The organism is Pseudomonas sp. B392_1p (genome assembly GCF_052245235.1).
GTDB classification, from domain to species: Bacteria; Pseudomonadota; Gammaproteobacteria; order Pseudomonadales; family Pseudomonadaceae; genus Serpens; species Serpens gallinarum.
Map to the genome: position 1 here is coordinate 125,425 of NZ_JBQPXM010000006.1, position 25,673 is coordinate 151,097.

General features: G+C 61.6%; 27 protein-coding genes. 2 read left to right on the plus strand and 25 right to left on the minus strand.

Annotation, left to right across the window (positions count from 1 at the left end):
- Positions 1-22 precede the first annotated feature (22 nt).
- The 9 genes from ccmI to ccmA all read right to left on the minus strand — a co-directional run bounded on the left by ccmI (position 23) and on the right by ccmA (position 6,943).
- Complete coding sequence (gene ccmI, locus ACTV8E_RS10740; protein ID WP_273535575.1) at positions 23-1,219, minus strand: c-type cytochrome biogenesis protein CcmI; 1,197 nt, start codon at positions 1,217-1,219, stop codon at positions 23-25.
- The gene (locus ACTV8E_RS10745) at positions 1,216-1,689 is read right to left on the minus strand and encodes a cytochrome c-type biogenesis protein (protein ID WP_273535576.1); all 474 of its coding nucleotides are present in this window, start codon (positions 1,687-1,689) and stop codon (positions 1,216-1,218) included. The genes ccmI and ACTV8E_RS10745 overlap by 4 nt, the downstream gene beginning before the upstream one ends.
- Positions 1,686-2,213: a DsbE family thiol:disulfide interchange protein gene (locus tag ACTV8E_RS10750; protein ID WP_443199498.1), complete on the minus strand. Its 528-nt coding sequence runs from the start codon at positions 2,211-2,213 to the stop codon at positions 1,686-1,688. The genes ACTV8E_RS10745 and ACTV8E_RS10750 overlap by 4 nt, the downstream gene beginning before the upstream one ends.
- Positions 2,210-4,183 carry a heme lyase CcmF/NrfE family subunit gene (locus ACTV8E_RS10755; protein ID WP_443199499.1) on the minus strand — a complete coding sequence of 658 codons (1,974 nt, stop codon included), beginning with the start codon at positions 4,181-4,183 and terminating at the stop codon, positions 2,210-2,212. Before ACTV8E_RS10755 ends, ACTV8E_RS10750 begins: the two co-directional genes overlap by 4 nt.
- Positions 4,180-4,632 (minus strand): cytochrome c maturation protein CcmE, encoded by a 453-nt coding sequence (gene ccmE / locus ACTV8E_RS10760; RefSeq protein ID WP_443199500.1) that lies wholly within the window; start codon positions 4,630-4,632, stop codon positions 4,180-4,182. The genes ACTV8E_RS10755 and ccmE overlap by 4 nt, the downstream gene beginning before the upstream one ends.
- On the minus strand, positions 4,629-4,805 hold the full coding sequence (gene ccmD / locus ACTV8E_RS10765) for a heme exporter protein CcmD (protein WP_251835282.1): 177 nt from the start codon (positions 4,803-4,805) through the stop codon (positions 4,629-4,631). Before ccmD ends, ccmE begins: the two co-directional genes overlap by 4 nt.
- Complete coding sequence (locus tag ACTV8E_RS10770) at positions 4,802-5,557, minus strand: heme ABC transporter permease (protein WP_251835281.1); 756 nt, start codon at positions 5,555-5,557, stop codon at positions 4,802-4,804. Before ACTV8E_RS10770 ends, ccmD begins: the two co-directional genes overlap by 4 nt.
- An 82-nt stretch (positions 5,558-5,639) precedes the next feature.
- The gene (gene ccmB / locus ACTV8E_RS10775) at positions 5,640-6,311 is read right to left on the minus strand and encodes a heme exporter protein CcmB (protein ID WP_251835280.1); all 672 of its coding nucleotides are present in this window, start codon (positions 6,309-6,311) and stop codon (positions 5,640-5,642) included.
- Entirely contained in the window at positions 6,308-6,943 is a 636-nt protein-coding gene (gene ccmA / locus ACTV8E_RS10780; RefSeq protein ID WP_251835279.1) for a cytochrome c biogenesis heme-transporting ATPase CcmA, read from the minus strand. The genes ccmB and ccmA overlap by 4 nt, the downstream gene beginning before the upstream one ends.
- Positions 6,944-7,140: 197 nt before the next feature.
- On the opposite strand from ccmA, the gene fliK reads away from it, so the two are divergent.
- Both fliK and ACTV8E_RS10790 read left to right on the plus strand, forming a co-directional pair.
- On the plus strand, positions 7,141-8,664 hold the full coding sequence (gene fliK, locus ACTV8E_RS10785) for a flagellar hook-length control protein FliK (RefSeq protein WP_443199501.1): 1,524 nt from the start codon (positions 7,141-7,143) through the stop codon (positions 8,662-8,664).
- Positions 8,661-8,942, plus strand: coding sequence for an EscU/YscU/HrcU family type III secretion system export apparatus switch protein (locus ACTV8E_RS10790; protein WP_443199502.1), 282 nt, complete (start codon positions 8,661-8,663; stop codon positions 8,940-8,942). The genes fliK and ACTV8E_RS10790 overlap by 4 nt, the downstream gene beginning before the upstream one ends.
- A gap of 164 nt (positions 8,943-9,106) precedes the next feature.
- On the opposite strand, the gene ACTV8E_RS10795 is transcribed toward ACTV8E_RS10790, so the two are convergent.
- The 16 genes from ACTV8E_RS10795 to ACTV8E_RS10870 all read right to left on the minus strand — a co-directional run bounded on the left by ACTV8E_RS10795 (position 9,107) and on the right by ACTV8E_RS10870 (position 25,613).
- A complete protein-coding gene (locus ACTV8E_RS10795; RefSeq protein ID WP_443199503.1) occupies positions 9,107-10,081 on the minus strand; it encodes a hypothetical protein in 975 nt (324 codons plus the stop codon).
- Positions 10,082-10,172: 91 nt separating this feature from the next.
- Entirely contained in the window at positions 10,173-10,592 is a 420-nt protein-coding gene (locus ACTV8E_RS10800; protein WP_251835372.1) for a DUF2802 domain-containing protein, read from the minus strand.
- Positions 10,593-10,598: 6 nt separating this feature from the next.
- Positions 10,599-11,078, minus strand: coding sequence for a chemotaxis protein CheW (locus ACTV8E_RS10805; RefSeq protein ID WP_251835275.1), 480 nt, complete (start codon positions 11,076-11,078; stop codon positions 10,599-10,601).
- Positions 11,079-11,168: 90 nt separating this feature from the next.
- Positions 11,169-12,053 carry a CheW domain-containing protein gene (locus ACTV8E_RS10810; protein ID WP_443199580.1) on the minus strand — a complete coding sequence of 295 codons (885 nt, stop codon included), beginning with the start codon at positions 12,051-12,053 and terminating at the stop codon, positions 11,169-11,171.
- Positions 12,054-12,123: 70 nt separating this feature from the next.
- A complete protein-coding gene (locus ACTV8E_RS10815) occupies positions 12,124-12,912 on the minus strand; it encodes a ParA family protein (protein ID WP_251835273.1) in 789 nt (262 codons plus the stop codon).
- A 26-nt stretch (positions 12,913-12,938) separates the two neighbouring features.
- Positions 12,939-13,829: a flagellar motor protein MotD gene (gene motD / locus ACTV8E_RS10820; RefSeq protein WP_251835272.1), complete on the minus strand. Its 891-nt coding sequence runs from the start codon at positions 13,827-13,829 to the stop codon at positions 12,939-12,941.
- Positions 13,830-13,831: 2 nt separating this feature from the next.
- Positions 13,832-14,572 (minus strand): flagellar motor protein, encoded by a 741-nt coding sequence (locus tag ACTV8E_RS10825; RefSeq protein WP_443199504.1) that lies wholly within the window; start codon positions 14,570-14,572, stop codon positions 13,832-13,834.
- The gene (locus tag ACTV8E_RS10830) at positions 14,572-15,654 is read right to left on the minus strand and encodes a protein-glutamate methylesterase/protein-glutamine glutaminase (RefSeq protein WP_443199505.1); all 1,083 of its coding nucleotides are present in this window, start codon (positions 15,652-15,654) and stop codon (positions 14,572-14,574) included. The genes ACTV8E_RS10825 and ACTV8E_RS10830 overlap by 1 nt, the downstream gene beginning before the upstream one ends.
- A gap of 45 nt (positions 15,655-15,699) precedes the next feature.
- The gene (locus tag ACTV8E_RS10835; RefSeq protein ID WP_443199506.1) at positions 15,700-17,901 is read right to left on the minus strand and encodes a chemotaxis protein CheA; all 2,202 of its coding nucleotides are present in this window, start codon (positions 17,899-17,901) and stop codon (positions 15,700-15,702) included.
- Between the two features lie 11 nt (positions 17,902-17,912).
- The gene (locus tag ACTV8E_RS10840) at positions 17,913-18,698 is read right to left on the minus strand and encodes a protein phosphatase CheZ (protein WP_443199507.1); all 786 of its coding nucleotides are present in this window, start codon (positions 18,696-18,698) and stop codon (positions 17,913-17,915) included.
- Positions 18,699-18,715: 17 nt separating this feature from the next.
- Positions 18,716-19,090 carry a chemotaxis response regulator CheY gene (locus ACTV8E_RS10845; protein ID WP_273537261.1) on the minus strand — a complete coding sequence of 125 codons (375 nt, stop codon included), beginning with the start codon at positions 19,088-19,090 and terminating at the stop codon, positions 18,716-18,718.
- 92 nt (positions 19,091-19,182) lie between these two features.
- Positions 19,183-19,926 (minus strand): RNA polymerase sigma factor FliA, encoded by a 744-nt coding sequence (gene fliA / locus ACTV8E_RS10850; protein WP_251835266.1) that lies wholly within the window; start codon positions 19,924-19,926, stop codon positions 19,183-19,185.
- Entirely contained in the window at positions 19,923-20,753 is an 831-nt protein-coding gene (fleN, locus tag ACTV8E_RS10855; protein ID WP_251835265.1) for a flagellar synthesis regulator FleN, read from the minus strand. Before fleN ends, fliA begins: the two co-directional genes overlap by 4 nt.
- Before the next feature lie 98 nt (positions 20,754-20,851).
- Positions 20,852-22,123 carry a flagellar biosynthesis protein FlhF gene (gene flhF / locus ACTV8E_RS10860; RefSeq protein ID WP_273537259.1) on the minus strand — a complete coding sequence of 424 codons (1,272 nt, stop codon included), beginning with the start codon at positions 22,121-22,123 and terminating at the stop codon, positions 20,852-20,854.
- 16 nt (positions 22,124-22,139) lie between these two features.
- Positions 22,140-24,269: a flagellar biosynthesis protein FlhA gene (gene flhA, locus ACTV8E_RS10865; protein ID WP_443199508.1), complete on the minus strand. Its 2,130-nt coding sequence runs from the start codon at positions 24,267-24,269 to the stop codon at positions 22,140-22,142.
- 222 nt (positions 24,270-24,491) lie between these two features.
- Positions 24,492-25,613, minus strand: coding sequence for a beta-ketoacyl-ACP synthase III (locus ACTV8E_RS10870; RefSeq protein WP_443199509.1), 1,122 nt, complete (start codon positions 25,611-25,613; stop codon positions 24,492-24,494).
- Between the last annotated feature and the right edge of the window lie 60 nt (positions 25,614-25,673).

Consider the following 25,673-nt stretch of genomic DNA (forward strand, 5'->3'; position numbering starts at 1 on the left):
GCCGGCCAGAGCCGGCTGTTATTCAGGGCCTATCGGGTTGATCGATGACGAGCTGCTGGAGTTGCGTATTGCTGGAATCCACCGCCTTGCTGCGCCCGATCCACTCTCCGCTCTGCGGATCACCGCCCCGGGAAATCCGCGCCACCAGCTCGACCTTCGGGAAGTTGGACAAGCGCAACTGGGGAAGCATTGCATCGGCATCGGTAAAGGTCAGCTCAGCCGGCAACTCGGCAACGCTAAGCCGCTTGGCTGCCAGGGGGGCCGGCGGCCCATCAACGGCGCGGGCGAAAATGAACACGCTGTCGCCCGGCTGCACCTGATCGCGCACCTGCGCGCCCAGCTCTACCCGCATCTTGAGCTGAATAGTCGCCGGGGCCGCCTGGGCGCCCTGCGGCTGATCACCCGCCTGGGCGCGGGCACGCTCGATACCACTTTGAATCGCCGCGCGAGACGGGTCATCGGCCGGCAAGGTAGCAACCAGTCTTTCCCAGTGCTCGACCGCTTCGGCAAAACGCCCGGCCTCGAAGGCAGAGATGCCCAGCAAGCCCAAGGTCGTCGTTTCTTCAGGATCGATGTGCAGCGCTTCGCGCGTCAGCGACTGGATCTGCTCGGTCCACTGCTGGCCACCGGCGAAGTACAGCGCCTGGGCCCACTGGCCAAGCAATGCGGGATCACGGCCTGCGAGCGTCACAGTACGTTCGAACGCCTTGGCCGCATCGGCCGGACGCTCTTCGACCATATAGGCACGCGCCAGGTAGTACCAACCTTCCGCCGCTTCTGGCTGGGCTTTGACCGCCTGCTCCAGACGGGCAACCATTTCGCTCATCGAGGCCGGCGCCTGGTCGAACTGGCGGGACAGCTCCAGCTTGTCGCTGGCGCCCCAGTACATATACAGGCCCAGGCCCAACACCGGCACCAGTACCGCTGCCAGCAACGGCGCGGTGCGGCCCAGGTGCGCGCTGCGCTGTACGTCTACGTTTTCGGTATCGGCCAGCAGCTCACGGGCCGCTTCGGCTTTGCCTGCGGCGAATTGCTCGCTGTTAAGGGTGCCGGCGGCATGCTGGGTCTTCAGCTCGGCCTGACGCTCTTCGTAGAGCGCCACGTTAAGGGCGGTACGGTCTTCCTCGCGCTGGGCATGACGGCCCCGCAGCACCGGAATCAGGAGAAACGCCAAGGCCACCAACAACAACAGGACGGCGGCAAGCCAGAAATCGATCATGAGTCCTTCTTATCCAGCAATTGAGAGAGACGCTGCTGCTCTTCAGCGGACAGCAGGGCTTTTTGCGGTGCGCTTTCCACCTTGCGTTTGCGCACCACAATTATCAGCAATACCAACAGGCCACCGCCCAGCAAGGCCCAGGGGCCGTACCAGAGCAACAGGGTGCGGGCTTCAACGGGTGGGTTGTACAGCACGAAATCGCCGTAGCGAGCCACGAGGTAGTCGACGATCTGCTTGTCGCTCTGGCCCTCGCCCATCATCCGGTAGATTTCCCGGCGCAGATCCATGGCGATCGGCGCGTCGGAATCGGCGATGTTCTGGTTCTGACACTTGGGGCAGCGCAACTCGAAGGTCAGCGTGCGAAACCGCTGACGCTCAGCCTCGCTGGCGAACTCGTAGGTGTCGATGGCGGCCCAGGCCATACCGGCCAGCGCCAGGCTGCACAACACAGCGGCAAGCAAACGTTTCATTCGTCGAGCAACTCCTGGTAGAGCGGTGCCAGCTGCTGGCGCCAGACGCGCTCATCAATGGCACCGACATACTTGTGGCGGATGATGCCGTGCTTGTCGATAAGGAAGGTTTCCGGCGCGCCATAGACACCCAGGTCCAGACCCAGGCTGCCGACTTTATCTTCAATGTTGATCTGGTAGGGATCTAGCAGATCCGTCAGCCACTTGCGCGCCGCAGCGTTGTCGTCCTTGTAATTGACGCCATGGATTACCACTCCCTGACTGGTCAACGCATTGAGCGTTTCATGCTCGGCTCGACAGGTCGGGCACCAGGTCGCCCATACGTTGACCAACGCCGGCTTGCCGAGCAGCGCTTCACGGGTTACTGGCTTGCCCTCGTGCACACTCGGCAACTCAAAGGCGGGGAACGGCTTGCCGATCAGTGCTGAAGGCAGCTCCTGGGGATTGAGAAACAACCCCTTGGCCAGGAAGGCCGCGACAATCAGAAAGATCGCTAACGGAATCAGCAGAAATCCACGCTTCATGCCGGTACTCCTGTCAGGCCCAAGGTTTCACGTACGCGACTCTTGACCTTGACGCGGTAGCGACGGTCCAGCGTGGCCAGCACGCCACCAAAAGCCATCATCAACCCGCCCAGCCAGATCCAGCGCACATAAGGTTTGACGTGCAAGCGCACGGCCCAGGCGCCATCTTCCAGCGGCTCACCGAGGGCGACATAGAGATCGCGGAACAACCCGGGATCGATACCGGCTTCGGTCATCGGCATCATCTGCACGGTATACAGACGCTTCTCGGGGTGCAGCACGGCGATCTGCTTGTCGTTCTCGAACACGCGCAGCGTGGCCTTGTCGGAGGTGTAGTTGGGACCTTCGTGGTGTACCGCACCTTCAAAGACGAAGCGGTAGCCGGCCAGTTCGAGGGACTCGCCCGGCGCCATGCGCAGGTCGCGCTCGGCGCTCTGCAGGGAAGACAGCACCACGCCAATGGCACACACGGCAATCCCCAAGTGGGCCAAATGCATGCCCCAGTAGCTGCGGCTCAGGCTGCGCATGCCCTTAAACAGCCCCTTGTGACGGGTCTTGTCGAGTAGATCGCGTACGCTGGCCAGCACCACCCAGGCTGCCAGCAAGCACACGGCCAGCACCGCCCAGTGGAAATCGCCCAGCAGCACGGACGCCAGACCACCAAGCACCGCACTGCCGATCAGCACGGGCGTGAGCATGTTCAACAGCCATTTCACCGGCGTGTCCTTCCAGCGCACTAGCACACCCACAGCCATGGCCAACATCAGGATCGCCATCAGCGGCAGGAACATCGCATTGAAGTACGGCGGGCCAACCGACAGCTTGGCGCCGGTCAACGCATCGAGCAGCAGCGGATACAGGGTGCCGAGCAAAATCATCGCCGTGGCTACCACCAGCACCAGATTATTGACCAGCAATAAGGTCTCGCGGGACCACAGAGCAAAGCCGACCTGGCTTTTGACCACCGGTGCACGCACCGCGAACAGCGCCAGCGAGGCACCCACCACGATAAGCAGGAACACCAGGATGAACGCGCCCCGCTCCGGATCGGCCGCGAAGGCGTGTACCGAGGTGAGCACACCGGAACGCACCAGGAAGGTACCCAGCAGGCTCAGCGAGAACGCGGCAATTGCCAGCAGCACGGTCCAGCTCTTGAACACGCCACGCTTTTCGGTGACCGCCAGCGAGTGAATCAGCGCGGTACCCACCAGCCAAGGCATGAAAGAGGCGTTTTCCACCGGATCCCAGAACCACCAGCCGCCCCAGCCCAGTTCGTAGTAGGCCCACCAGGAGCCGAGCACGATGCCAATGCCCAGGCTCGCCCAGGCAACCAGCGTCCAAGGGCGCGACCAGCGTGCCCAGGCAGCGTCCAAACGACCGCCCAGCAATGCGGCAATGGCGAAGGCGAAGGCTACCGAGAAACCGACGTAGCCCATGTAGAGCATCGGCGGGTGGACGATCAGGCCGAAGTCTTGCAGCAACGGGTTGAGGTCGCGACCGTCCATTGGCGCTTGCGGCAGCAGGCGCTCGAAGGGGTTGGAGGTCATGATCAGGAACAGCAGGAAGCCGATGCTGATGATGCCCATCACCGCCAGCACGCGGGCCAGCATTTCTTCCGGCAGATGACGGGAGAACACCGCCACTGCAAAGGTCCAGCCACCGAGAATGAAGGCCCACAGCAGCAGCGAGCCTTCATGGGCGCCCCACACGGCACTGAACTTGAAGAACCAGGGCAAGGCGCTGTTGGAGTTATGGGCGACATAGGCGACCGAGAAGTCGTCAACCAGAAACGCATAGGTCAGGCAGGCCAGGGACACCGCGAGGAAGAAGAATTGCCCCCACGCCGCTGGCTGCGCCAAGCCCATCCACAGGCGATCACCGCGCCACGCGCCGATCAGCGGCAGCGTGGACTGCACGATGGCCAGGCAAAAGGCCAGAATCAGGGCCAGATGGCCAAGCTCGGGAATCATTGGGTCGCCTCCGCATTATTCTGCAGCTTGGCGCTTTCCAGGGCCTGGGTCACTTCCGGCGGCATGTAGTTCTCGTCGTGCTTGGCCAACACCTCGTCGGCGACCAGCACGCCGTCGGCATTCAGGCGGCCTAGGGCGACGATGCCCTGCCCTTCGCGGAACAGGTCGGGGAGGATGCCCTGGTAGCGCATGGTCACTTCAGCAGCACCGTCGCCGGCTACGAACTCGACCAGCAACGAGTCTTCGGAGCGCTTCAACGAGCCTTCCTTGACCATGCCGCCGGCGCGAATACGCACACCTTCCGGCACCTCGCCATTGGCGATTTGTGTGGGGGTATAGAACAGGTTGATGTTCTGCTGCAACGCCGACAAGGCCAGGCCGACCGCAGCGCCAACCCCGACGATGATGGCCAGCACGATGATCAGACGCTTCTTGCGCACAGGATTCACTTCATTTCCTCCCGGCGCAGACGACGCGCCTCTTCTTGCAGATAACGCCGGCGCGCCAGCAACGGCTGGGCGACGTTGAACAGGATGACGGCCAGGCTGATGCCGTAGCACGTCCACACGTACAGACCATGGTTGCCCATGGCGACAAATTCGGAGAAGGAGGCGAAATTCACCGACGTCCCTCCAGTTGGGCGCGCAGCTCGGCTTTTACCCAGCTGCTGCGCGATTCACGTTTGAGCACTTCAAGGCGCATGCGCATCAACACCACCGTGGCGAGGAAACAGTAAAAGCCGATGACCATGACCAGCAACGGCAGCCACATTTCCATCGGCATCGCCGGCTTCTCGGTGAGCTTGAAGGTGGCCGGCTGGTGCAGCGTGTTCCACCAGTCCACCGAATACTTGATGATCGGGATATTGACCACGCCGACGATGGCCAGCACGGCGCAGGCCTTGGCGGCGCTGTCGCGGTTGGTGATCGCGTTACCCAGAGCGATAACGCCGAAATACAGGAACAGCAGGATCAGCATCGAGGTCAGGCGCGCGTCCCATACCCACCAGGCGCCCCAGGTCGGCTTGCCCCACACGGCGCCGGTCACCAGGGCGATCACAGTCATCCAGGCGCCCAGCGGCGCGGCCTGCTGCAAGGCCACGTCAGCCAGCTTCATCTTCCACACCAATCCGACGACGCCAGCCACCGCCAGCATCAGGTAGATCGACTGGGCGAGAATGGCCGCGGGCACATGGATGTAGATGATCCGGAAGCTGTTGCCCTGCTGGTAGTCCTGCGGTGCAAACGCCAGGCCCCAGACGGTGCCGACGACCAGCAATAGCACAGCCGCCGCGCCCAGCCAGGGCAGCCAGCGGCCACTGATTTCGTAGAACCATTTGGGCGAACCCAGCTTGTGAAACCATGTCCAGTTCATTGCAACACTCTTAGGTCGCGGCACCGGATCGCCGCCCGGCCCTTTCGTCATATCAAGTGGCGCCCGATGCGCCATTTAAATCCTATTCGCCTACGCTGATCCGCAAACCGGCAGCAACGGCGAAAGGGGTCAGGGTGACCGCCAGAGCGGTCAGACTGGCCAGCCACAACAGGTGGCCGGCTGTGGGCAATCCTTGCAGGTCCGCTTGTAACGCTCCGCTGCCAAGAATCAGCACCGGGATGTACAGCGGCAAAATCAGCAGCGCCAGCAGCAACCCGCCGCGCTTGAGGCCTACGGTCAACGCCGCGCCCACCGCGCCCAGCAGGCTGAGGATCGGCGTACCGAGCAGCAGCGTGGCCAGCAGTACCGGCAGGCAGCGCGACGGCAAACCCAGCATCAACGCCAGCAAGGGCGAAAGCAGCACCAGGGCCAACCCGGTGAACAGCCAGTGTGCCAGTACCTTGGCAAGCACCAGAAGAGCCAGAGGGTGCGGCGAAACGACCCACTGTTCCAGCGAACCGTCTTCGAAGTCGCTGCGAAACAGCCCATCCAGTGAGAGCAGCACGGCCAAGAGCGCCGCCACCCACACCAGTCCCGGTGAAAGCGTTTGCAGCAACTGGCTCTCGGGCCCCACCGCCAGGGGGAACATGGCGATCACGATGGCGAAGAAGACCAGTGGATTGGCCAACTCAGCGGGGCGGCGAAACAACAAGCGCGCCTCGCGCGCGAGCAACAGGGTAAAGACGTTACTCATGCCGCGCGCTGCCCTAAATCAAGTTCCCGATAGCCGGCAGGTTTTTCGTCCAGCGAGTGATGAGTGGTCAACACTACCATGCCGCCCTGCAGACAATGCTGGGCCAGATGGCTCTCCAGTTGCGCTACGCCTTGCTTGTCCAGCGCAGTAAACGGCTCATCGAGAATCCACAAGGGTGGAGCCTGCAGATAGAGTCTGGCCAGCGCTACACGACGCTGCTGTCCCGCGGACAGTGTATGGCAGGGAACATCTTCGAAACCACGCAGGCCGACCGCTGTCAGTGCCTGGCGAATCGCCTCATGATCGGCCGGCTGATGCAAGGCGCACAGCCAGGCCAGGTTCTCTTCCGGAGTGAGCAAGCCCTTGATCCCGGCGGCGTGACCGATCCACAGCAGATTGCGCGCCAGCTCGCCGCGCCTGGCGGCCAGCGGCTCGCCCTGCAAGCGTACTTCGCCAGCGGTGGGTTGCATCAGCCCGCAGAGCAGGCGCAGCAAACTGGTTTTGCCGCTGCCATTGGGGCCCACGACCTGCAGCATGTCACCCGGCAACAGCCGCAGCTCCAGGCCTTCGAACAACACGCGCCAGTCGCGCTCACAAGTCAGCGCTACGGTTTCGAGAAAGGGACTGCTCACGCCATGCCTATCCAAATAAATGCGACAAAACAGCGACACGCCGCGGTATCTGCCGACCACGTGCCTCAAGTCAGTCTGGAGACGGCCGTTACCTGAGAAGAAGGGAGCGCCGATCCGATTGGGGCGGCATTATACATGTGACTCCTCTCACTCAATGCGGGCAATTGGGGCAGGTTGTAAGGGCGTATAACCATTTCATGAGCGAAATCAATTTTTCCCCACCCAGCACGGCGTCCTTGAGCAGTTCGGCGTCGGTTACGACCTTGCAAGTGCGCCTGACCGCGCTGCAACCGCTCGAAGCCTTGCTCGCGCCCGGGCAGCGTGCGCAGGCCGAAGTCACCGCCCAGCGAGATTTATCGACAGGCCAGCAGTTGACGCTGCGCCTGACCCTGCCGGATGGACGCACCGCCCAGCTCCAGGTACGCGCCGGCGACAGCCCTGCCCCAGGGGTAGGCAGCCAGCTGCAGCTCACCGCACAGACGGGCAATCGGCTGCTGGCCAGCCTGATCACGACCACGGAGCGTCCCCTGCAGCGCCTGGATTTAAGCCAGTTGCCAGCGGGCAGCCTGCTGCAGGCCCGGGTGCTGAGCAACACGCGGAACAGCGTGACGAACCTGCAACAGATCATTGTGCAGGTGCTCAGCCCGCCTCTGGCCGGACGCCAGTTAGTGCTGGAAAGTGCTCACCCCTTGCCGGTCGGCAGCCTGTTCAGCGCCCAGGTGCGCAATGGCCAGACGTTGCAGTTTCTACCGTTGGGCGCACGCCTGGAGCAGCTCGACGCGCTGCAACAACTGGCCTCCCAGCATGCTCGTCAAGGCTCGCTGCAAGCCGTGTTCAATGCCCTCGCCCGCCTGGAGCCACCCAGCCTGCCACCCGCATTGCGCCAAAGCATCGAGCAGTTGCAAAACAGTCTCCCAACCCTCGGCCAACTGGGTGATGCGCAACGATTGGCCCAGGCGCTGAAAGACAGCGGCCTGGGGCTTGAGCAACGACTGTTGAGCAGCCAGGCGGGCACCCTGACCCACGACCTTAAAGCTAACCTTCTGCGCTTGGTTGCCCAGCTTGCGCCCGGGCTTAATAGCCTGGCACTGGCCACCACGCCCGCCAGCGCAGCCCTGGCCAGCAGCCTGCCGAGCGTCGCCCGTAGCCTGCTCGGTGTGCTGGGCCAGCAAAATGGGCGCGCGCCGGGGCTGAGTTTCCCCCTACCGAGCCGCCTGGCCGCCGAACTGGAAAGCGAAGGTGATGTGCAAAGCCTGTTGAAGCTCGCCGCCGCGGCCATTTCCCGGGTCCAGACCCATCAGTTGTCCAGCCTGGCGCAGACCCAGGGCGGACCCGACAACTCCCTGACCACCACCTGGCAGATGGAGCTGCCGCTGCGCGATCAGCCCACGCCTTTGCAGCTGAAAATCCAGCGCGAGCAGCCCGATGCTCGCCCAAGCGAGTCGGATCGCGAAAGCCTGTGGAAGATCGACCTGGCCTTCGACCTCGCGCCCTTGGGCCCATTGCAGGTTCAGGCGCAGTTAAGCCGGGGCCAGTTATCCGGCCAACTGTGGGCCGCGCACGCACAGACCGCAACCCTCATTGCACAGGAACTCGGGCAACTGCGCGAGCGGCTGCAGGCCGCTGGCCTAACGGTGGGCGAGCTGAACTGCCGGCAGGGCGTACCGCCGCAGCCGTCCGCGACCCCTGTTGAACACCGCTGGATTGACGACAACGCATGACTGACCACACCCCTTGCCACGCCATCGCCCTGCGCTACGACGGCCAGCACACCCCCACTCTGACCGCCAAGGGCGAGGATGCCCTGGCCGAGGCGATTGTCGCCCTGGCCCGTGAGCATCAGGTGCCCATTTACGAAAACGCCGATTTGTTGCGCCTGCTGGCGCGCCTGGAGCCGGGCGATGAGATTCCCGAGGCGCTGTACCGCTGCATCGCCGAGATCATTGCCTTCGCCTGGTATTTGAAGGGCAAGCGCCCTGCGGGATTCGTCCCGGACTAGGGACCTGTCGGGACAGGGTGGATCAGGCGTTAGCGATCCACGTGGCGGCCCACCGGGTGGCGGTCCACCGAGCGGTGGTTAGGGTGGACATAAACCAACCCCCCACCCTGCGGAACGCACATCGAACAGCGTCAGGGGGAAACGGCCGCCCTGCTTTCGAAAGCCTACTGGCCGCTGATGCTCAGGTTGAGCTGATCAAACACCGTCACCAGCGCGGGGTTGCTGGTCACTTCGAACAGCTCGGCCAGTTTCACCGGCTGCTGCGGACTGGCAGCCAGGGTCAGTTCACGCAACTGGCCGCGCAACAGCGGCTCGACCAGATCGCAGGTCGGCGCCAGCGTCTCGGGCAGAGAATAGAGAACGAACTGGCAGCCTGAACGGCTATTTTCGATCCATTGAGTGAACTGCTCCTCGCTGAAGCCGTTGTTGCCACGCCAGGCCGTCAGCGCAAAGGGCAGCAGACCTTGATCCTCGAGCCGCAGGCTGAACGCGTCGAGACTGCCCTTGAGCAACACATCGAGCACCTGCTGAATATCCTCAGCGGACAACTCCTCCGGCGTGGTCTTGGCCATCAGCTGTGCATTGAGGCGTTTGCTCTGCGCGCGCAGGTCATACAGGTCCGTCATGCTCAGGTGCACGTCGGCGCTGATGACACCCGGCATGGTCAGGCTGAACTCCGACAAGGCCTCGCCGGTGACATCGTTCTGATCGCTGACCACCAGCAGATCAACGGGCGCGATCTGCAGCGTCTGCGCTGCGCTGAGGTTCAATAGCGCCGCCTGGTCGCGCAGCATCTGGTTGATCTCTTCGAGCTCCGCTCCCTGCTGGATCAAACCGCTGATGCGCACGCGACTGCGTAGCCGCTCAGCGTTTTCCAGATAGTCGGAAATCACCACTTCGCGGGCGCTCAGCGGGTCCGCGCCGTCCAGCGTCAGGGTAACCCCCGTCAGCGTCAGAGACTGGTCGAGCAGGGAAACCGAAGACGACTCCCAGCTCATGCGCTCTTCCAGCTCGTTCTCCTCCAGCCAGCGCGTCAAGGCGCCCTGGATTTCCTGCTCAACGTAGCTGTGGGCCGAGAAGTAACCACCAACCAGCACGAAGGCGGCGATGATGAGGATCAGTTGTAAGCGTTTGCTCATGAAGGAGGGAGTCCATTACGGGGCGACGCCCGACAAGGAAAGAGGAAGGTCAGGCCCGTTGTCCGGGCCCAACGCTTGCGCGTGCCGGTTTTTATTCCGGGCGGCGCGCCTGGTGCAGCTTGCTGACCAGTTCGGCCTCGCCCTTGGTCAGGCCGCAGGACTGGGTCAGGTCTTCGATGCTCGCGCCGAGCCCCACCAGGCGCGACGCCTGGATGAAGGAGACCATGGTCGGATCACTCTGCTCGAGCTTACCCAGGCGTTCCGGCAGAGGCGTCACCAATTGGCGCAGCTCCTGCAACTCGTCGCCCATCTTCACGCAGACGCCAATATAGGTTTCGAGCTGCTTGCTCAATTCCTGCATGCGCTTGTCACGCTTGCTATGACGCTCGGCATGCTGGCGGAACTGATGTTCGACACCTGCATTCAAGCGACGCAGGTGGGCGGCTAGCCAGATCACTGTGCCCAGGGCAGTCAGCGAGATCACGGCCAGTGCGATCGCGACGAGGTTCAAGATCATTTAGAAGTTCTCAAGCTCCAGCCATTCGTCTTCACTCATCATCTTCTCCAGTTCAACCAGAATCAGCAACTCGCCGTTCTTGTTGCACACGCCCTGGATGAACTTGGCCGATTCTTCGTTACCGACGTTGGGGGCGGTTTCGATTTCCGACTGGCGCAAGTAAACCACTTCAGCAACGCTGTCGACCAGTATGCCAACGACCTGCTTGTCCGCCTCGATGATCACGATACGGCTGTTGTCAGTGATGTCCGCCGAGTCCAGGCCGAAGCGCTGGCGGGTGTCGATGACCGTCACCACATTGCCGCGCAGGTTGATGATCCCCAGCACATAGCTGGGTGCTCCCGGCACGGGCGCGATCTCGCTGTAGCGCAGCACTTCCTGCACCTGCATGACATTGATGCCATAGGATTCGTTATCCAGGCGAAAGGTCACCCACTGCAGAATGGGATCGTCAGAGCCTTGCGCTGTCATGTTTTTCATTGTTCAAACCTCGTCAAGAACCGTTTATGGCGATGCGCGCGGCCAGTAGGCCGAATGCGTGTCCAGGCCCGTGGGGCCTTGAAATATCAATCAACTCTTTCGCGTATGGGCACCGCTGCGGATCAGATCGGCCAGTGCGGCGACATCCAGCAGCGCGCACATGTGCTCAATCACGGTGCCCGCCAGCCACGGCCGCTGGGTCCGCTGCGTGCGCCATTTAACCTGATCGGGGTGCAGGTGAATCGAGCGGTCAACCTGATGCACCGCCAGCCCCCAGTCGTAGCCCTGAATGGTGATCACGAACTTCAAGTGGTCGCGAAATTCATCGCGGTAACGCTCGGGCATCACCCAACGCGCCGTATCGAGCACTTTGAGGTTGCCGGAGTGAGTGCTCAGCACGCCGAGAAACCAGTCCGGCTGGCCGAAGATCGGCGTCAGCTCCTGGCCCTGCAGCGAATGCACTGTGCCCAGGCACACCAGCGGCACAGCCAGTGTCAGGCCGGCCACATCGAACAGTAGGCACTCAAACGGCTCCTCACCCCAACTCGGCCGTGCGGCCCGAATGAGCGGTGGCGACGGTGGTGCGGCAACAGGGGCCGCAATGGTCGCGGCCGGGGTAGCGACGGGGGGCTGTAGCGGCGTCTTGGGCGGCGGAGCAACGGGCGCTGCCTTGGCGACAGGCGGCGCGACGGGCGCCGACCGTTCAGCCGGTGGGGCAATGGGTGCAACGCTGGCTACAGGCGCTACCGGGACGGCCACGGGCATCTCAACCGGCGCTACCACCTTCGCCGCGACGGAGGGCGTACGCTGCGGCGCCTGACGGTCCCGCTGCAGCTCTTCGCGCACTGCAGCCTGGAACTCATCCTCGCTGGCCTGGCTCTGTTCCAGCTCCAGTGCGGCATCCTGCAACAGTTCATCCAGATAGGATTGCAGGGCCTGCTGGGGGGCCGACAGCGTAACCACGCGCGTGCTTATCTCTTGCATTCGCTAAACCCTCCTTTACCCGCTATCGACCGCACCGGTGCATTGCTTGAGAGTCGGCGCATCATGTCGGCTGCGCCCCCGCTTGCCGGCCCAGCAAGGTTTTCAGCAGCGACCGATAGGCAATCACGCCGCGGCTCCCGGGGTCGAACTGAGAGGGCACGAGCCCCGCGCGGCTGGCCTCATGCAGGCGCGTATCGACCGGTATGTAGGCGGGCCAGATGTGCTCGGGATAGCGTCCACGCAGCAGTTTCAAGGTGGATAGCGAGGCGTGCGAGCGACGGTCGAACAAGGTCGGCACGATCATGTAAGGCAGGGCCTGGCGGCGCGAGCGGTTGATCATGGTCAGGGTGTTGACCATGCGCTCCAGCCCTTTGACGGCCAGAAACTCGGTCTGCACCGGCACGATCAGTTGCTGGCTGGCGGCCAGGGCGTTGACCATCAACACGCCAAGCAACGGCGGGCTGTCGATCAGCACATGATCAAAATCGTTCCACAGTTGCGCCAATGCCTTGGACATAACCAGCCCCAGACCACTCTTGGCAGGCGATTGCCGCTCCAGCGTGGCCAGCGCAGTGCTGGCGGGCAACAGCATGATCCGCCCATGGCTGGTGCGCACAAGCAATTCGCGCGCTAGCCCCTGGGGCACCTGGCCACTGTGCAAAAACAGATCGAAGCCGCTGCGCTCGAGCTTGTCGGGGTCATAACCAAAATAACTGGTCATTGAACCGTGGGGATCGAGATCCACGACCAACACGCGCTGGCCGGCATCGGCCAGCAACCCCGCCAGGGCGAGGCTTGAGGTGGTCTTGCCGACCCCTCCTTTCTGATTGGCTACTGCCCAGACTTTCATTCACCGCCCTCTAAAACCCGCTGCGTTCAGCGCGAGCCACTGCCGGCCTGCATGGCGACAGCCGGGGAATTGACAGCACTGTCCGCTGTTCCCTGACCGATCGGTGATTTTGCAGGTTGCATGCCATTCACTGCCTGACGCTGATTCCCTTGCGCATCCGCACTGCGCCGCGTATCGAGGAAGCGCGAGATGACCAGCACAACGCGGCGGTTCTGCGCCCGTCCACTGGCGGTGCTGTTGTCGGCAACCGGTTGATGTTCGCCGTAACCGACGGCGGCCATGCGCTGCGCTGCAACCCCATCCATGTGCAACATGCGCACGATGCTCGCCGCGCGCGCTGCGGACAATTCCCAGTTGGTCGGGTACAACGGCGTGCTGATAGGCAGGTTGTCGGTAAACCCCTCCACCTGGATGGGGTTGTCGAACGGCGCCAGGATTTTGGCGACCTTCTCGATGATGTCGAACGCTGCGTCTTGTGGCAGGGCATCGCCGCTGGGGAACAGCAGGCTGGATTTAAGCTCGATTTCCACCCAGGACTCGGTGCCGCGCACGATCAGTTGTCCGGCTTCGATCAGCCCGGCAAAGGCCTGCTCGACGCTGCGCGTGATCTGCGCCAGCGGGTCGTTTTCCTCGTCCGGCATCGGACCGCCGTCATCGCGCAATAGCTCTTCTTGAGTGCGGGTGCGTGGGCGCTCATCCCCGATCGGGATGGGTTTGGTGGCGCGCTCCTGCTGCTTGAACACGCCGACCAGGCTATCGGAGAGCACCTTGTACTTGTTTTCGTTGACCGTCGAACTGGCGTACATCACCACGAAAAAGGCGAACATCAAGGTAATGAAATCGGCATAGGACACCAGCCAGCGATCATTGCCGGAGGGCTCGTCGTTGAGCCCGCGATTGCGACGTCGAAGCGACATGGCTAGTCCAAAAACCCTTTGAGCTTCAATTCGATGGAGCGCGGGTTCTCACCCTCGGCAATCGACAGAATGCCCTCGATGAGCATTTCCCGATAACGCGACTGCACGCGGACCACTGCCTTGAGCTTGTTCGCGATCGGCAGCAGCAACAGGTTGGCAAACGCCACGCCATAGATGGTCGCCACGAACGCCACAGCAATACCGCTGCCCAGCTGGGAAGGATCGCTCAGATTGCCCATCACCTGGATCAGGCCCATGACTGCCCCAATGATGCCAATGGTGGGCGAATAACCCCCCATCGCTTCGTAGAACTTGGCGGCCTGCAGGTCGCGCTCTTCCTGGGTGAACATGTCGGCTTCGAGAATATTGCGGATATTGGCCGGCTCGACCCCATCGGCCAGTAACTGCATGGCCTTGCGCGCAAAGGGATCGGGCTCGTCGTCGGTCATCGGTTCAAGGCCCAAGAGGCCTTCCTTGCGGGCGACCAGGCTCCAGCGGGTGACTTTCTCGATGCCTTCGGTGAGCTCCACCCGAGGCGGCAGGAGAATCCAGTGACTGACCTGCAAGGTGCGCTTGAGCACCGGCAGCCGGGTTTGCAGCAAGCTGGCCGCCAGAGTCCCGCCCACCACAATCAGCGCCGCTGGCGCATTGAGCAGCGAGCCGATCGTACCGCCTTCGAGAATATTGCCACCCAGGATCGCCACAAACGCCAGCAGGATCCCGATCAGACTCAATACATCCATTACTGGCACACCTCGGTCAAATGTCGGCCGATATCGTCAAGGCTGAAAATGGCATCGGCCAGGTTGGCCTTCGTCACGGCCATGGGCATGCCATAGATCACGCTGCTGGCCTCGTCCTGGGCCCATACCTGACTGCCGCTCTGCTTGAGCAGGCGGGCGCCCTCGCGGCCATCCGCCCCCATGCCGGTGAGCACCACGGCCAGCACCTTGTCCTGGAAGGACTTGGCCGCCGAGCCGAAGGTCAGGTCTACGCTGGGCTTGTAATTGAGGCGCTCATCGCCGAGAAGAATCTTCACCGCGCCACGCGTGTCGATCATCATCTGCTTGCCACCCGGTGCCAGCAGCGCCAGGCCGGGGCGCAGGATATCGCCGTCCTCGGCTTCCTTGACGCGGATCTTGCACAGTTTGTCGAGCCGCTCGGCAAAGGCGCCGGTGAACGCTGCCGGCATATGCTGGATCAACACGATGGGCGTGGGAAAATTGGCCGGCAACTGGGTCAGTACACGTTGCAACGCGACCGGCCCACCGGTCGAGGTACCAATGGCCACCAGCTTGTAAGCCTTGCGCTTGGGCGCAGGAAGCCGCTCGACAGCGCTCGTTTCGACGGTTCGTGTCAGCGCTTCGCTGCGCAGCGGCAGACGCTCGGCGCGCACATGCGCCGCAGCGCTGCGGCGCATGTGCCGGCCGCCGTTGGCAACCGTCAGCACCTTTTCGCACAGCAGCGTTTTGACCTTCTCGACATTGCGCGAGATGTCTTCAAAATTCTTCGGCAGGTAATCGACCGCCCCAGCATCCAGCGCATCCAGGGTTACCCGGGCGCCTTCATGGGTCAGCGAAGAGAACATCAATACCGGAGTAGGGCAACGCTGCATGATCGCGCGCACAGCGGTGATACCGTCCATCAACGGCATCTCGTAATCCATGGTGATCACATCCGGCTTCAATGCCAGCGTTTTATCGATCGCCTCTTGCCCGTTGTTGGCCGTGCCGACCACTTTGATCCGCGGATCGGAGCCGAGGATCTCGGTGAGCCGACGACGAAAAAAGCCGGAATCGTCCACAACCAGGACATTGATAGCCATAACTACTCCTAAAACGCGCCGGCCCCTGAGGACCGGCGTTTGGCATCAGATACGACGTCCGTAGTGCTTGAGCATGCTCGGCACATCGAGAATCAGGGCAATGCGCCCGTCGCCGGTTATGGTCGCGCCAGCCATGCCGGGCGTGCCTTGGAGCATCTTGCCCAGCGGTTTGATGACCACTTCTTCCTGCCCCACCAACTGGTCGACGACGAAGCCGATGCGCTGATTGCCGATCGACAGAATCACCACATGCCCTTCGCTCTGCTCCTGGTCGGCGACCTCAGGCACCAGCCAGCGCTTGAGATAGAACAGCGGCAAGGCCTTGTCGCGCACAATCACCACTTCCTGGCCGTCCACCACGTTGGTGTCCGACAAGTCGAGGTGGAAGATCTCATTGACGTTGACCAGCGGGAAGGCGAAGGCCTGGTTGCCCAGCATGACCATCAGCGTCGGCATGATCGCCAGTGTCAGCGGCACCTTGATGACCACCTTGGAGCCCACGCCCTTGGTGGAATGTACCGTGACGCTGCCGTTGAGCTGGGCGATGCGGGTTTTTACCACATCCATGCCCACACCGCGGCCGGACACGTCGGAAATTTCCTTCTTGGTGGAAAAGCCCGGCGCAAAAATCAGGTTGTAGCATTCAAGGTCGCTCAGGCGGTCGGCGGCATCCTTGTCCAGCATGCCCTTTTCCACAGCCTTGGCACGCAGAACCTCGGCATCCATGCCCTTGCCGTCATCGGTGATCAGCAACAGGATGTGATCGCCTTCCTGCTCGGCGGACAGCACCACCTTGCCGGTACGCGGCTTGCCGGCGGCTTCGCGCTCTTCAGGCATTTCGATGCCGTGGTCCACTGCGTTGCGCACCAAGTGCACCAACGGATCGGCCAGCGCCTCGACCAGATTCTTGTCCAGGTCGGTGTCTTCACCGATCAGCTCGAGATTGATTTCCTTCTTGAGCTGACGGGACATGTCGCGGATCTGACGCGGGAAGCGGCCGAACACCTTCTTGATCGGCTGCATGCGTGTCTTCATCACCGAGGTCTGCAGATCGGCCGTGACCACATCGAGGTTGGATACGGCCTTGGCCATTTCCTCGTCGCCGCTGTTCAGACCCAGGCGCACCAGGCGGTTACGCACCAGCACCAGTTCGCCGACCATATTCATGATCTCGTCCAGGCGCGCGGTATCCACACGGACGGTGGTTTCCGCCTCGCTCGCCGGCTTGGCCGGGGCACTCGCAGGCTTGCTCGGCTTGGCGGCAGCCAGCGGCTGCGCAGACGGGATCGCCGGAGCACGTTCTACCGGCGTGGCGACCTGCTCGGGCTTGAACTGACCCTTGCCATGCAACTCGTCGAGCAGGCTTTCGAATTCATTATCAGTAATGTTTTCACTGGCAGTCGGTTGCACCGGCGCTTCAATGGCATCCGGCGCGAACTTGCCTTTGCCATGCAGCTCGTCCAGCAGGCTTTCAAATTCGCCGTCAGTGATATCTTCACTCGTGGACGGCTGCACCGGCGCTTCGAGGGCATCCGGCACGAACTTACCCTTGCCGTGCAGCTCATCCAGCAGGCTTTCAAATTCGTCGTCAGTGATGTCCTCACTCGCGGCCGGCTGCACCGGCGCTTCAATGGCATCAGGCACGAACTTACCCTTGCCGTGCAGCTCATCCAGCAGGCTTTCAAATTCGTCGTCAGTGATTTCGTCTGTCACCGCTGCCGCCGGCTCGGCGATGGCACTGAGTAATTGATCGAACTCGCTGTCAGTAATGTCCACATCGGCGCCGGGCTTGGCAGCTTCGGATGTCGTGGCCGGAGTCTGAGCAACAGGCGCAACAGGCGCAGCGACGGGAGCGGCATTCGAGTCGGCCAGACGCGCCAGCGCGGCCAGCAGCTCGGGCGTGGCCGGTGTCAGTTCAGACCCTTCTCGCACCTCGGTAAACATGCCGTTAATGGCGTCGAGGGCCTGTAAGACCACGTCCATCAGCTCTGGATCGACGCGTCGTCCACCCTTGCGCAGCATGTCAAAGACGTTTTCCGCAATATGGCAACATTCCACCAGCTCATTGAGCTGCAGAAAGCCTGCACCGCCCTTGACGGTATGGAAACCGCGGAAGATCGCATTGAGCAGATCCATGTCATCCGGACGGCTTTCCAACTCCACCAACTGTTCGGACAGTTGCTCGAGAATCTCGCCGGCCTCCACCAGGAAATCCTGGAGGATTTCATCATCGGCGTCGAAGCTCATAACAGTGCCCCCTAAAACCCAAGACTGGAAAGCAGATCGTCGACGTCGTCCTGACCGGACACGACATCATCACGTTTATCGGCATTAAGTTGCGGACCTTCACCCTGTGAAGAATTTTTTTGTTGGTCTAGCTCCGCACGCAGTTCGGCATGGTCATGCTGAATACCCGTGAAACGATCGACATCACTGGCCATCAGCATCAGCTTGATCAGATCGCTTTCCACTTCGGTTACCAGCGAGGTGACGCGCTTGATGACCTGTCCGGTCAGGTCCTGGAAGTCCTGCGCCAGCATGATTTCATTCAACTGCGCACTGAAACGCTCGCTGTCCTGCTCGCACCGGGCAAAGAACTGCTCAACGCGACGGGCCAGATGGCGAAACCCCTGTACATCCATTTCACGCTGCATGAAGCGTTGCCACTCCTGGCGCAATGCGCTCGCTTCGTCATGCAGCGCACTGACCATCGGCACGGACTCCTCCACCAGATCCATGGTCCGGTTGGCCGCCCGCTCGGTCATCTCTACCACATAGGACAGGCGCTCGGTGGCGTCGGTGATTTGCGACGCCTCGTTGCCATCCGTCAAACGCGGATCGATATGAAAATTGACAATGGCGGTATGCAGTTCGCGGGTGAGCTTGCCCACTTCCTGATACAGACCGCGATCACGCACCTTGTTGAGCTCGTGGATGATCTGCACGGCCTCGCCGAACTGCCGATTCTCCAGGCTGTTCATCAACTCGCGGGCGTTGTGCATCAAGCTGGTTTCCAGCTCCCCCTTCACATCGCGGTTTTCCATTGTTCCTCCGAGGCCTGTCAGCCGTTGACTCGCTCGAAGATCTTTTCGATTTTTTCCTTGAGACCCTGAGCAGTGAAAGGCTTGACGACATAGCCGTTAACCCCTGCTTGCGCCGCTTCAATGATCTGGTCGCGCTTGGCTTCCGCAGTCACCATCAAAACCGGCAGGTTCTTCAGGCGCTCGTCGGCGCGCACGACGCGCAGCAGATCGATGCCGCTCATGCCGGGCATGTTCCAGTCCGTTACCAGGAAGTCGAAATTGCCGCTTTGCAACATGGGTAACGCCGTCAGGCCATCATCGGCCTCGGCGGTATTGGTGAAGCCCAGGTCACGCAGCAGGTTTTTGATGATGCGTCTCATCGTTGAAAAATCATCAACGATGAGGATTTTCATGTTCTTGTCCAAATTCGACCTCCACACAGTGTAAAAACGCAGCCGGTCTCCGGACTGCGCCCCCTATATCCCGAAAACCAGCGTACCCCTGATCAGCGTGCCCGCCAGGCGCTCAGCCGCACCCGCAACCGCGCGGCGCACTGGCTGTGCAACTGACTGACGCGGGACTCGCTGACCCCCAACACTTCGCCGATTTCCTTGAGATTCAGTTCCTCGTCGTAATACAGCGACAGCACCAGACGCTCACGCTCCGGCAGATTGGAGATCGCCTCGGCCAAAGCATTCTGAAAGCGTTCATCCTCATGCTCGCGTGCAGGGCTGGGATGGGAATGGTTGGGATCTTCATCCACCGCATTGCCTTCGTTCTCCTGCAGCAGGTCGTCGAAACTGAACAGTCGGCTTCCCAAGGTATCGTTGAGAATGCCGTAATAATCTTCGAGGCTTAACTGGAGTTCGGCAGCAACCTCGTGATCTTTAGCGTCGCGACCGGTTCTTGCTTCAATAACCCGGATCGCGTCGCTGACCATGCGGCTGTTGCGGTGCACTGAACGCGGTGCCCAGTCGCCCTTGCGTACCTCATCCAGCATGGCGCCGCGGATGCGAATACCGGCATAGGTCTCGAAACTCGCGCCCTTGCCCGAGTCGTATTTCTTCGACGCTTCCAGCAAGCCGATCATGCCGGCCTGCATCAGGTCCTCAACCTGCACACTGGCCGGCAGGCGAGCGAGCAGGTGATAGGCGATACGTTTGACCAACGGTGCATGACGCTCAATGAGTTGGCTTTGCGAATCCTCGGGCTGTGCCCGGCTGTACATGCGAAGTCCTTGGGAATTCATACGGAAGTATCACCAGGTCTTTTCACCAGTCGCTCGACAAAAAACTCCAGATGCCCGCGTGGGTTGGCAGGCAACGGCCAGCTATCGACCTGTTGCGCAATGGCCTTGAACGCCTGCGCACATTTGGAGCGCGGATAGGCTTCGTAGACGGCGCGCTGCTTTTGCATCGCCTTGCGCACCGTCTCATCCATGGGAATGGCGCCGACATACTGCAGGGCGACATCCAGGAAGCGATCAGTCACCTTGGTCAATTTGGCAAACAGATTGCGTCCTTCTTCCGCAGTACGGGTCATGTTCGCCAGTACGCGAAAGCGGTTCATGGCGTAATCACGATTGAGCAATTTGATCAGGGCGTAGGCATCGGTGATCGAGGTCGGCTCGTCGGTGACTACCACCAGAACCTCCTGGGCGGCGTGCACGAAACTCACCACTCCCTCGCCAATCCCTGCCGCGGTGTCGATGATCAAGACATCGAGGTTGTCACCGAGATCACTGAACGCCTGAATCAGCCCAGCATGCTGCTGAGTGGACAGGCGCACCATGCTCGCGGTGCCGGACGAGGCCGGCACGATGCGAATGCCGCCCGGCCCCTGCAACACCACATCACGCAGCTCGCAGTCGCCGGCAATCACATCGGCGAGGTTACGTTTGGTGGCCAGGCCAAGCATGACATCCACGTTGGCCAGACCAAGGTCGGCGTCCAGTAGCATCACCCGGCGGCCGAGTTCGGCCAGGGCCAGCGACAGGTTGACCGAGACATTGGTCTTCCCCACGCCACCCTTGCCGCCCGTTACGGCGATCACCTGTACAGGATGCAAGCTACCCATGTTCTCTTAACCTCGCCATTCTGCGCTCACTGCCCGTAACCCCGGGCACCGCTCTTTGGCGTGACATGCTCGTAGGGCCACAACTTGCTTCCCCAGGTCTATCCAACGCGACGCGTCGCATCACTGTTATAAAGGCCGGCAAACATGTCGGCCATGAGATCCTCACTGGGATCTTCTGTCATCTGCATGCGCACCGCGCGGCTCACCAACTGGTGGCTGCGCGGTATGTGCAGGTCATCCGGAATACGTGGGCCGTCTGCCAGATAGGCCACCGGCAGGTTTTGCCCAACCACCACACCAAGCACCTCGCCAAGGCTCAGCGCCTCGTCGAGCTTGGTAATCACGCAGCCGGCCAAGCCGCAGCGTTGGTAGGTGTTATAAGCCGCTTTGAGTACCTGTTCCTGGCTGGTGGCACCCAGCACCAGGTAATTGCGCGACTTCAGGCTGCGACTGGCCAGTGCCTCGAGCTGCATGCGCAGGGCCGGGTCACTGGCGGGCAGCCCCGCGGTATCAAGCAGTACCAGACGCTTTTTGGCCAGCGGCTCGATTGCCGCGACCAGCGACTCGCCGGGTTCGATCTGGGTGACCGATACGTTGAGAATCCGACCGAGTGTCTTGAGCTGTTCCTGGGCACCGATCCGGTAGCCATCCATGCTGGCCAAGGCGACATTCTTTGCGCCGTACTTAAGCACGAAGCGCGCGGCCATCTTCGCCAGCGTGGTGGTCTTGCCCATCCCGGCAGGCCCTACCAGCGCGATCACCCCACGCGCTTCCAGCGGTTCGGTGTCCGGCACCTGGACGCTGCGGGCCAGATGCGCCAGCAGCATGCGCCAGGCCTTGCGCTGGTCGACTTCATCACCAATTTGTTCCAGCAGGTTGCGGGATATCTCCACCGGCAAACCGATACGCTGCAAACGCCGCCACAGACTGGCGCGCTGCGGTTGTTTTTCCTGAATATTGCCCCAGACCATGGTGCCCAGCTGCATCTCGATCAGTTCGCGCAGGCCGCTCAGCTCGTCACGTACAGCATTGAGCGCCCCCTCCGCCTGAGTCTCGGCGCGCGGGTGTGGTTTTTCCACCAACGGGGCGGCAAACACCTGATTCTCCGGGGCACTTTCCCCTTCGCTGCGAATGGCCAATTCGACCTGGGCCGAGGCAATCATTTCCTGAGTCTTGCGCAGTTCGGCTTCCAGCTGCAGGTTCGGCTCGCGCACCAACTCGCTCGGCAGCTGATAATTCAGCGCCGCCATCAATTCCACGCCGCCGGAAATACGCCGATTGCCAATAATCGCGGCATCGGCGCCCAGCTCATCGCGCACCTGTTTCATGGCTTGTCGCATGTCGGCGGCGAAGAAGCGTTTGACCTGCATGCTCTTTTACCCTCAGTTAATTCTGGCCCACGGTGGCAACAATGGTGACTTGCTTGTTGTCCGGGACTTCCTGGTAAGACAGCACGTACATGCTGGGTACAGCCAGCCGTGCAAAACGCGAGAGCATCGCGCGAATCGGGCCGGCCACCAGCAGTACCACCGGCTTGCCAAGCGTCTCTTGACGTTGCGCGGTCTCGACGAGGGAACGTTGCAGTTTCTCGGCCATGCCCGGCTCGAGAAGGAATCCTTCTTCGCCTCCCTGGGCGGCTTTCTGGACGCTATTTAGCAAGATCTGTTCCAACCGAGGGTCCAGGGTAATCACCGGCAGCTCCGGCTCTAGTCCCACAATGCTTTGCACAATTCCGCGCGCGAGCGCCACGCGCACCACCGCGACCAGCGCGCCAGGATCTTGACTCTTGCCGACCGCACTGGCGATCGCCTCGGCGATGCTGCGGATATCACGTACCGACACCTGTTCCTGCAACAACGCTTGCAGCACCTTGAGCAGGGTGGACAGCGAGACCATGCCCGGCACCAGCTCTTCGGCGAGCTTGGGCGAAGACTTGGCCAGCAGTTGCAGCAATTGCTGGACTTCTTCATGGCCGAGCAATTCGTGGGCGTGCTTGTAAAGCACCTGGTTCAGGTGCGTGGCCACTACCGTACTGGCATCCACCACGGTGTAACCGAGGGTTTGCGCCTGCTCGCGCAGCCCGGGGTCGATCCACACCGCCTCCAGCCCGAAGGCCGGGTCCGTGCCAGCGATGCCGTTGAGCGTGCCGAACACCTGGCCTGGGTTGATGGCCATTTCCCGATCCGGGTACAGCTCAGCCTCAGCCACACTGACGCCCATCAGCGTCAGGCGATAGCCGTTGGGCAGCAGGTCAAGGTTGTCGCGAATATGCACCGAAGGCATAAGGAAACCCAGGTCCTGGGAAAGCTTTTTACGCACACCCTTGATGCGCGCCAGCAGCGGCCCTCCCTGATTGCGATCCACCAGCGGGATCAGCCGGTAGCCGACTTCCAGGCCCACCAGGTCCACCGGGGTCACATCATCCCAGCCCAGCTCCTTGGTTTCCGGCGCGGGCAAGGCCGGCAATTGGTCGGCAGCCCCAGGCGTACCGGGGGCGCCAGACGCCTCGGCAGCCTTGGTCTTCTGGCCTTTTTTCCAGATCAGCCACGCGCCACCGGCGGCCAACAGGCCCAGGCCGATAAAGGACACATGGGGCATGCCCGGCACCGAGCCCATGGCAATCAGGATCATCGCCGCGACGGCCAGCGCCTTGGGCGAGGTGAACATCTGCCGGCTGACCTGCTGGCCCATGTCTTCCGAGCTGGACACCCGAGTGACCATGATCGCCGCTGAAGTGGACAGCAACAGCGAGGGAATTTGTGCGACCAGGCCGTCACCGATGGTCAACAGGGAATAGATGCGCCCCGCCTCGCTCAGCGACAGGTCGTGCTGCAGACAGCCAATGGCAATGCCGCCGAGCAGGGTGACAAACATGATCAACAAACCGGCCACGGCATCGCCGCGCACGAACTTGCTGGCACCGTCCATCGAGCCGTAGAAATCGGCCTCCTGGGATACTTCAGCACGGCGCATCTTGGCTTCGTCCTGATTGATGATCCCGGCGTTCAGGTCCGCATCAATGGCCATTTGCTTGCCGGGCATGGCGTCCAGCGTAAAACGCGCGCTGACTTCGGAAATGCGCCCGGCGCCCTTGGTGATCACCACAAAGTTGATGATCAGCAAAATCGCAAACACCACACCACCGACGACATAGTTGCCGCCAACCACCACCTCACCGAAGGCCTGGATGACCTTGCCGGCCGCACCCTCTCCTTCCTGGCCATGCAACAGCACCACGCGCGTGGAAGCAATATTCAATGCCAGGCGCAACAAGGTGGCGACCAGCAGAATGGTGGGAAATACAGCGAAATCCAGCGGACGCAGAGCGTACACACTGACCAGCAGTACGACGATCGACAGCGCGATATTGAAGGTAAAAAACACATCGAGCAGGAACGGCGGCACCGGCAGGGTCATCATCCCCAGCAGTACCAACACCATGATCGGCACCCCGAGGTTGCCCCGACCCGCCCCCACCAGGCTGCTGCGCATGTTCACCAACCGCGTGCGATCCACCCACTTCTCCTACCGCAGAAACATTTTTTTGACGCACTCGATGGCGTTCAGCTCTGATAGCAAGAAACCGTCCAACTTGTGACGGACATCGAAAAAAGAAGGAAAAACGAAGAATCGAAGCACTGGCTCCAGCCACGCTTCAGGCGATGACGGCAGCGTTTGTACGCTCCATACTCGGCACAAGCCTGGCGACAGGGCATTGCGCCCCGCCGCCATCAAGCATTAGCGCTTGCGCAGCACCACGCTGCCGATCGAGTAACCGGCACCGAACGAGCTAAGCACGCCAACCGCACCGCTGTGCAAATCATCCTGGTGCGCGTGGAAGGCAATCACCGAACCGGCGGAACTGGTATTGGCGTAGGTGTCCAGAATTACGGGCGCCTCGCTGGGCTGGGCGTCGCGACCGAGCAATCGCCGCGTGATCAGCAGGTTCATGTTCAGGTTGGCCTGGTGCAGCCAGAAGCGCTGGACGTCTTCGACGGCAATACCGGCTTCCTGCAGATGCTGGCCGATCAGCTCAGCCACCATCGGGCAGACTTCCTTGAACACCTTGCGACCTTCCTGGACGAACAGCTTGTCAGGGGCGCCGATGCCCTCTTCCGCCGCGCGGTTGAGGAACCCGAAATTGTTGCGGATGTTGTTGGAGAACTGGGTTACCAGTTTGGTGCCGACGATGCCCCACTGGTTCTGCGAAGTGGCCAGATCGGCGCGCTCGAGAATCACTGCCGTTGCAGCGTCACCGAAAATGAAATGACTGTCGCGGTCGCGGAAGTTCAAATGGCCCGTGCAGATTTCCGGACTGACCAGCAATACCGCACGCGCCTGGCCCAGTTGCACGGCGTTGGCCGCCGTCTGGATGCCAAAGGTCGCCGAGGAGCAGGCCACGTTCATGTCGAAGCCAAAGCCGTGGATACCCAGTGCAGCCTGGACTTCCACCGCGATGGCCGGATACGGGCGCTGCAGGTTGGAGCAGGCGACAATCACCGCATCGATATCGGCAGCCGTTCTGCCGGCGCGCTCGAGCGCCTCGCGAGCGGCGGCTACGGACATCTCGCAGAGGATGCTCCACTCGTCATTGCTGCGCTCGGGAATGCGCGGCGCCATGCGCTGCGGATCGAGAATGCCTGCCTTGTCGATCACGAAACGACTCTTGATGCCCGAGGCCTTCTCGATGAAAGCCGCACTGGATTCACTCAGCGCTTGAACCTCGCCACGCTCGATGGCTGCGGCGTTGTCGGCATTGAACTGTTGAACGTAGGCATTGAAAGAGGCCACCAGTTCATCATTGGAGATGCTCTGGGCTGGGGTATACAAGCCGGTACCGCTGATCACGACGTTATGCACTGTCGTTCCTCTTGGCTGTGATTTGGAGGTAATGGCGAATATTGTGCCCGAAAATTTCCA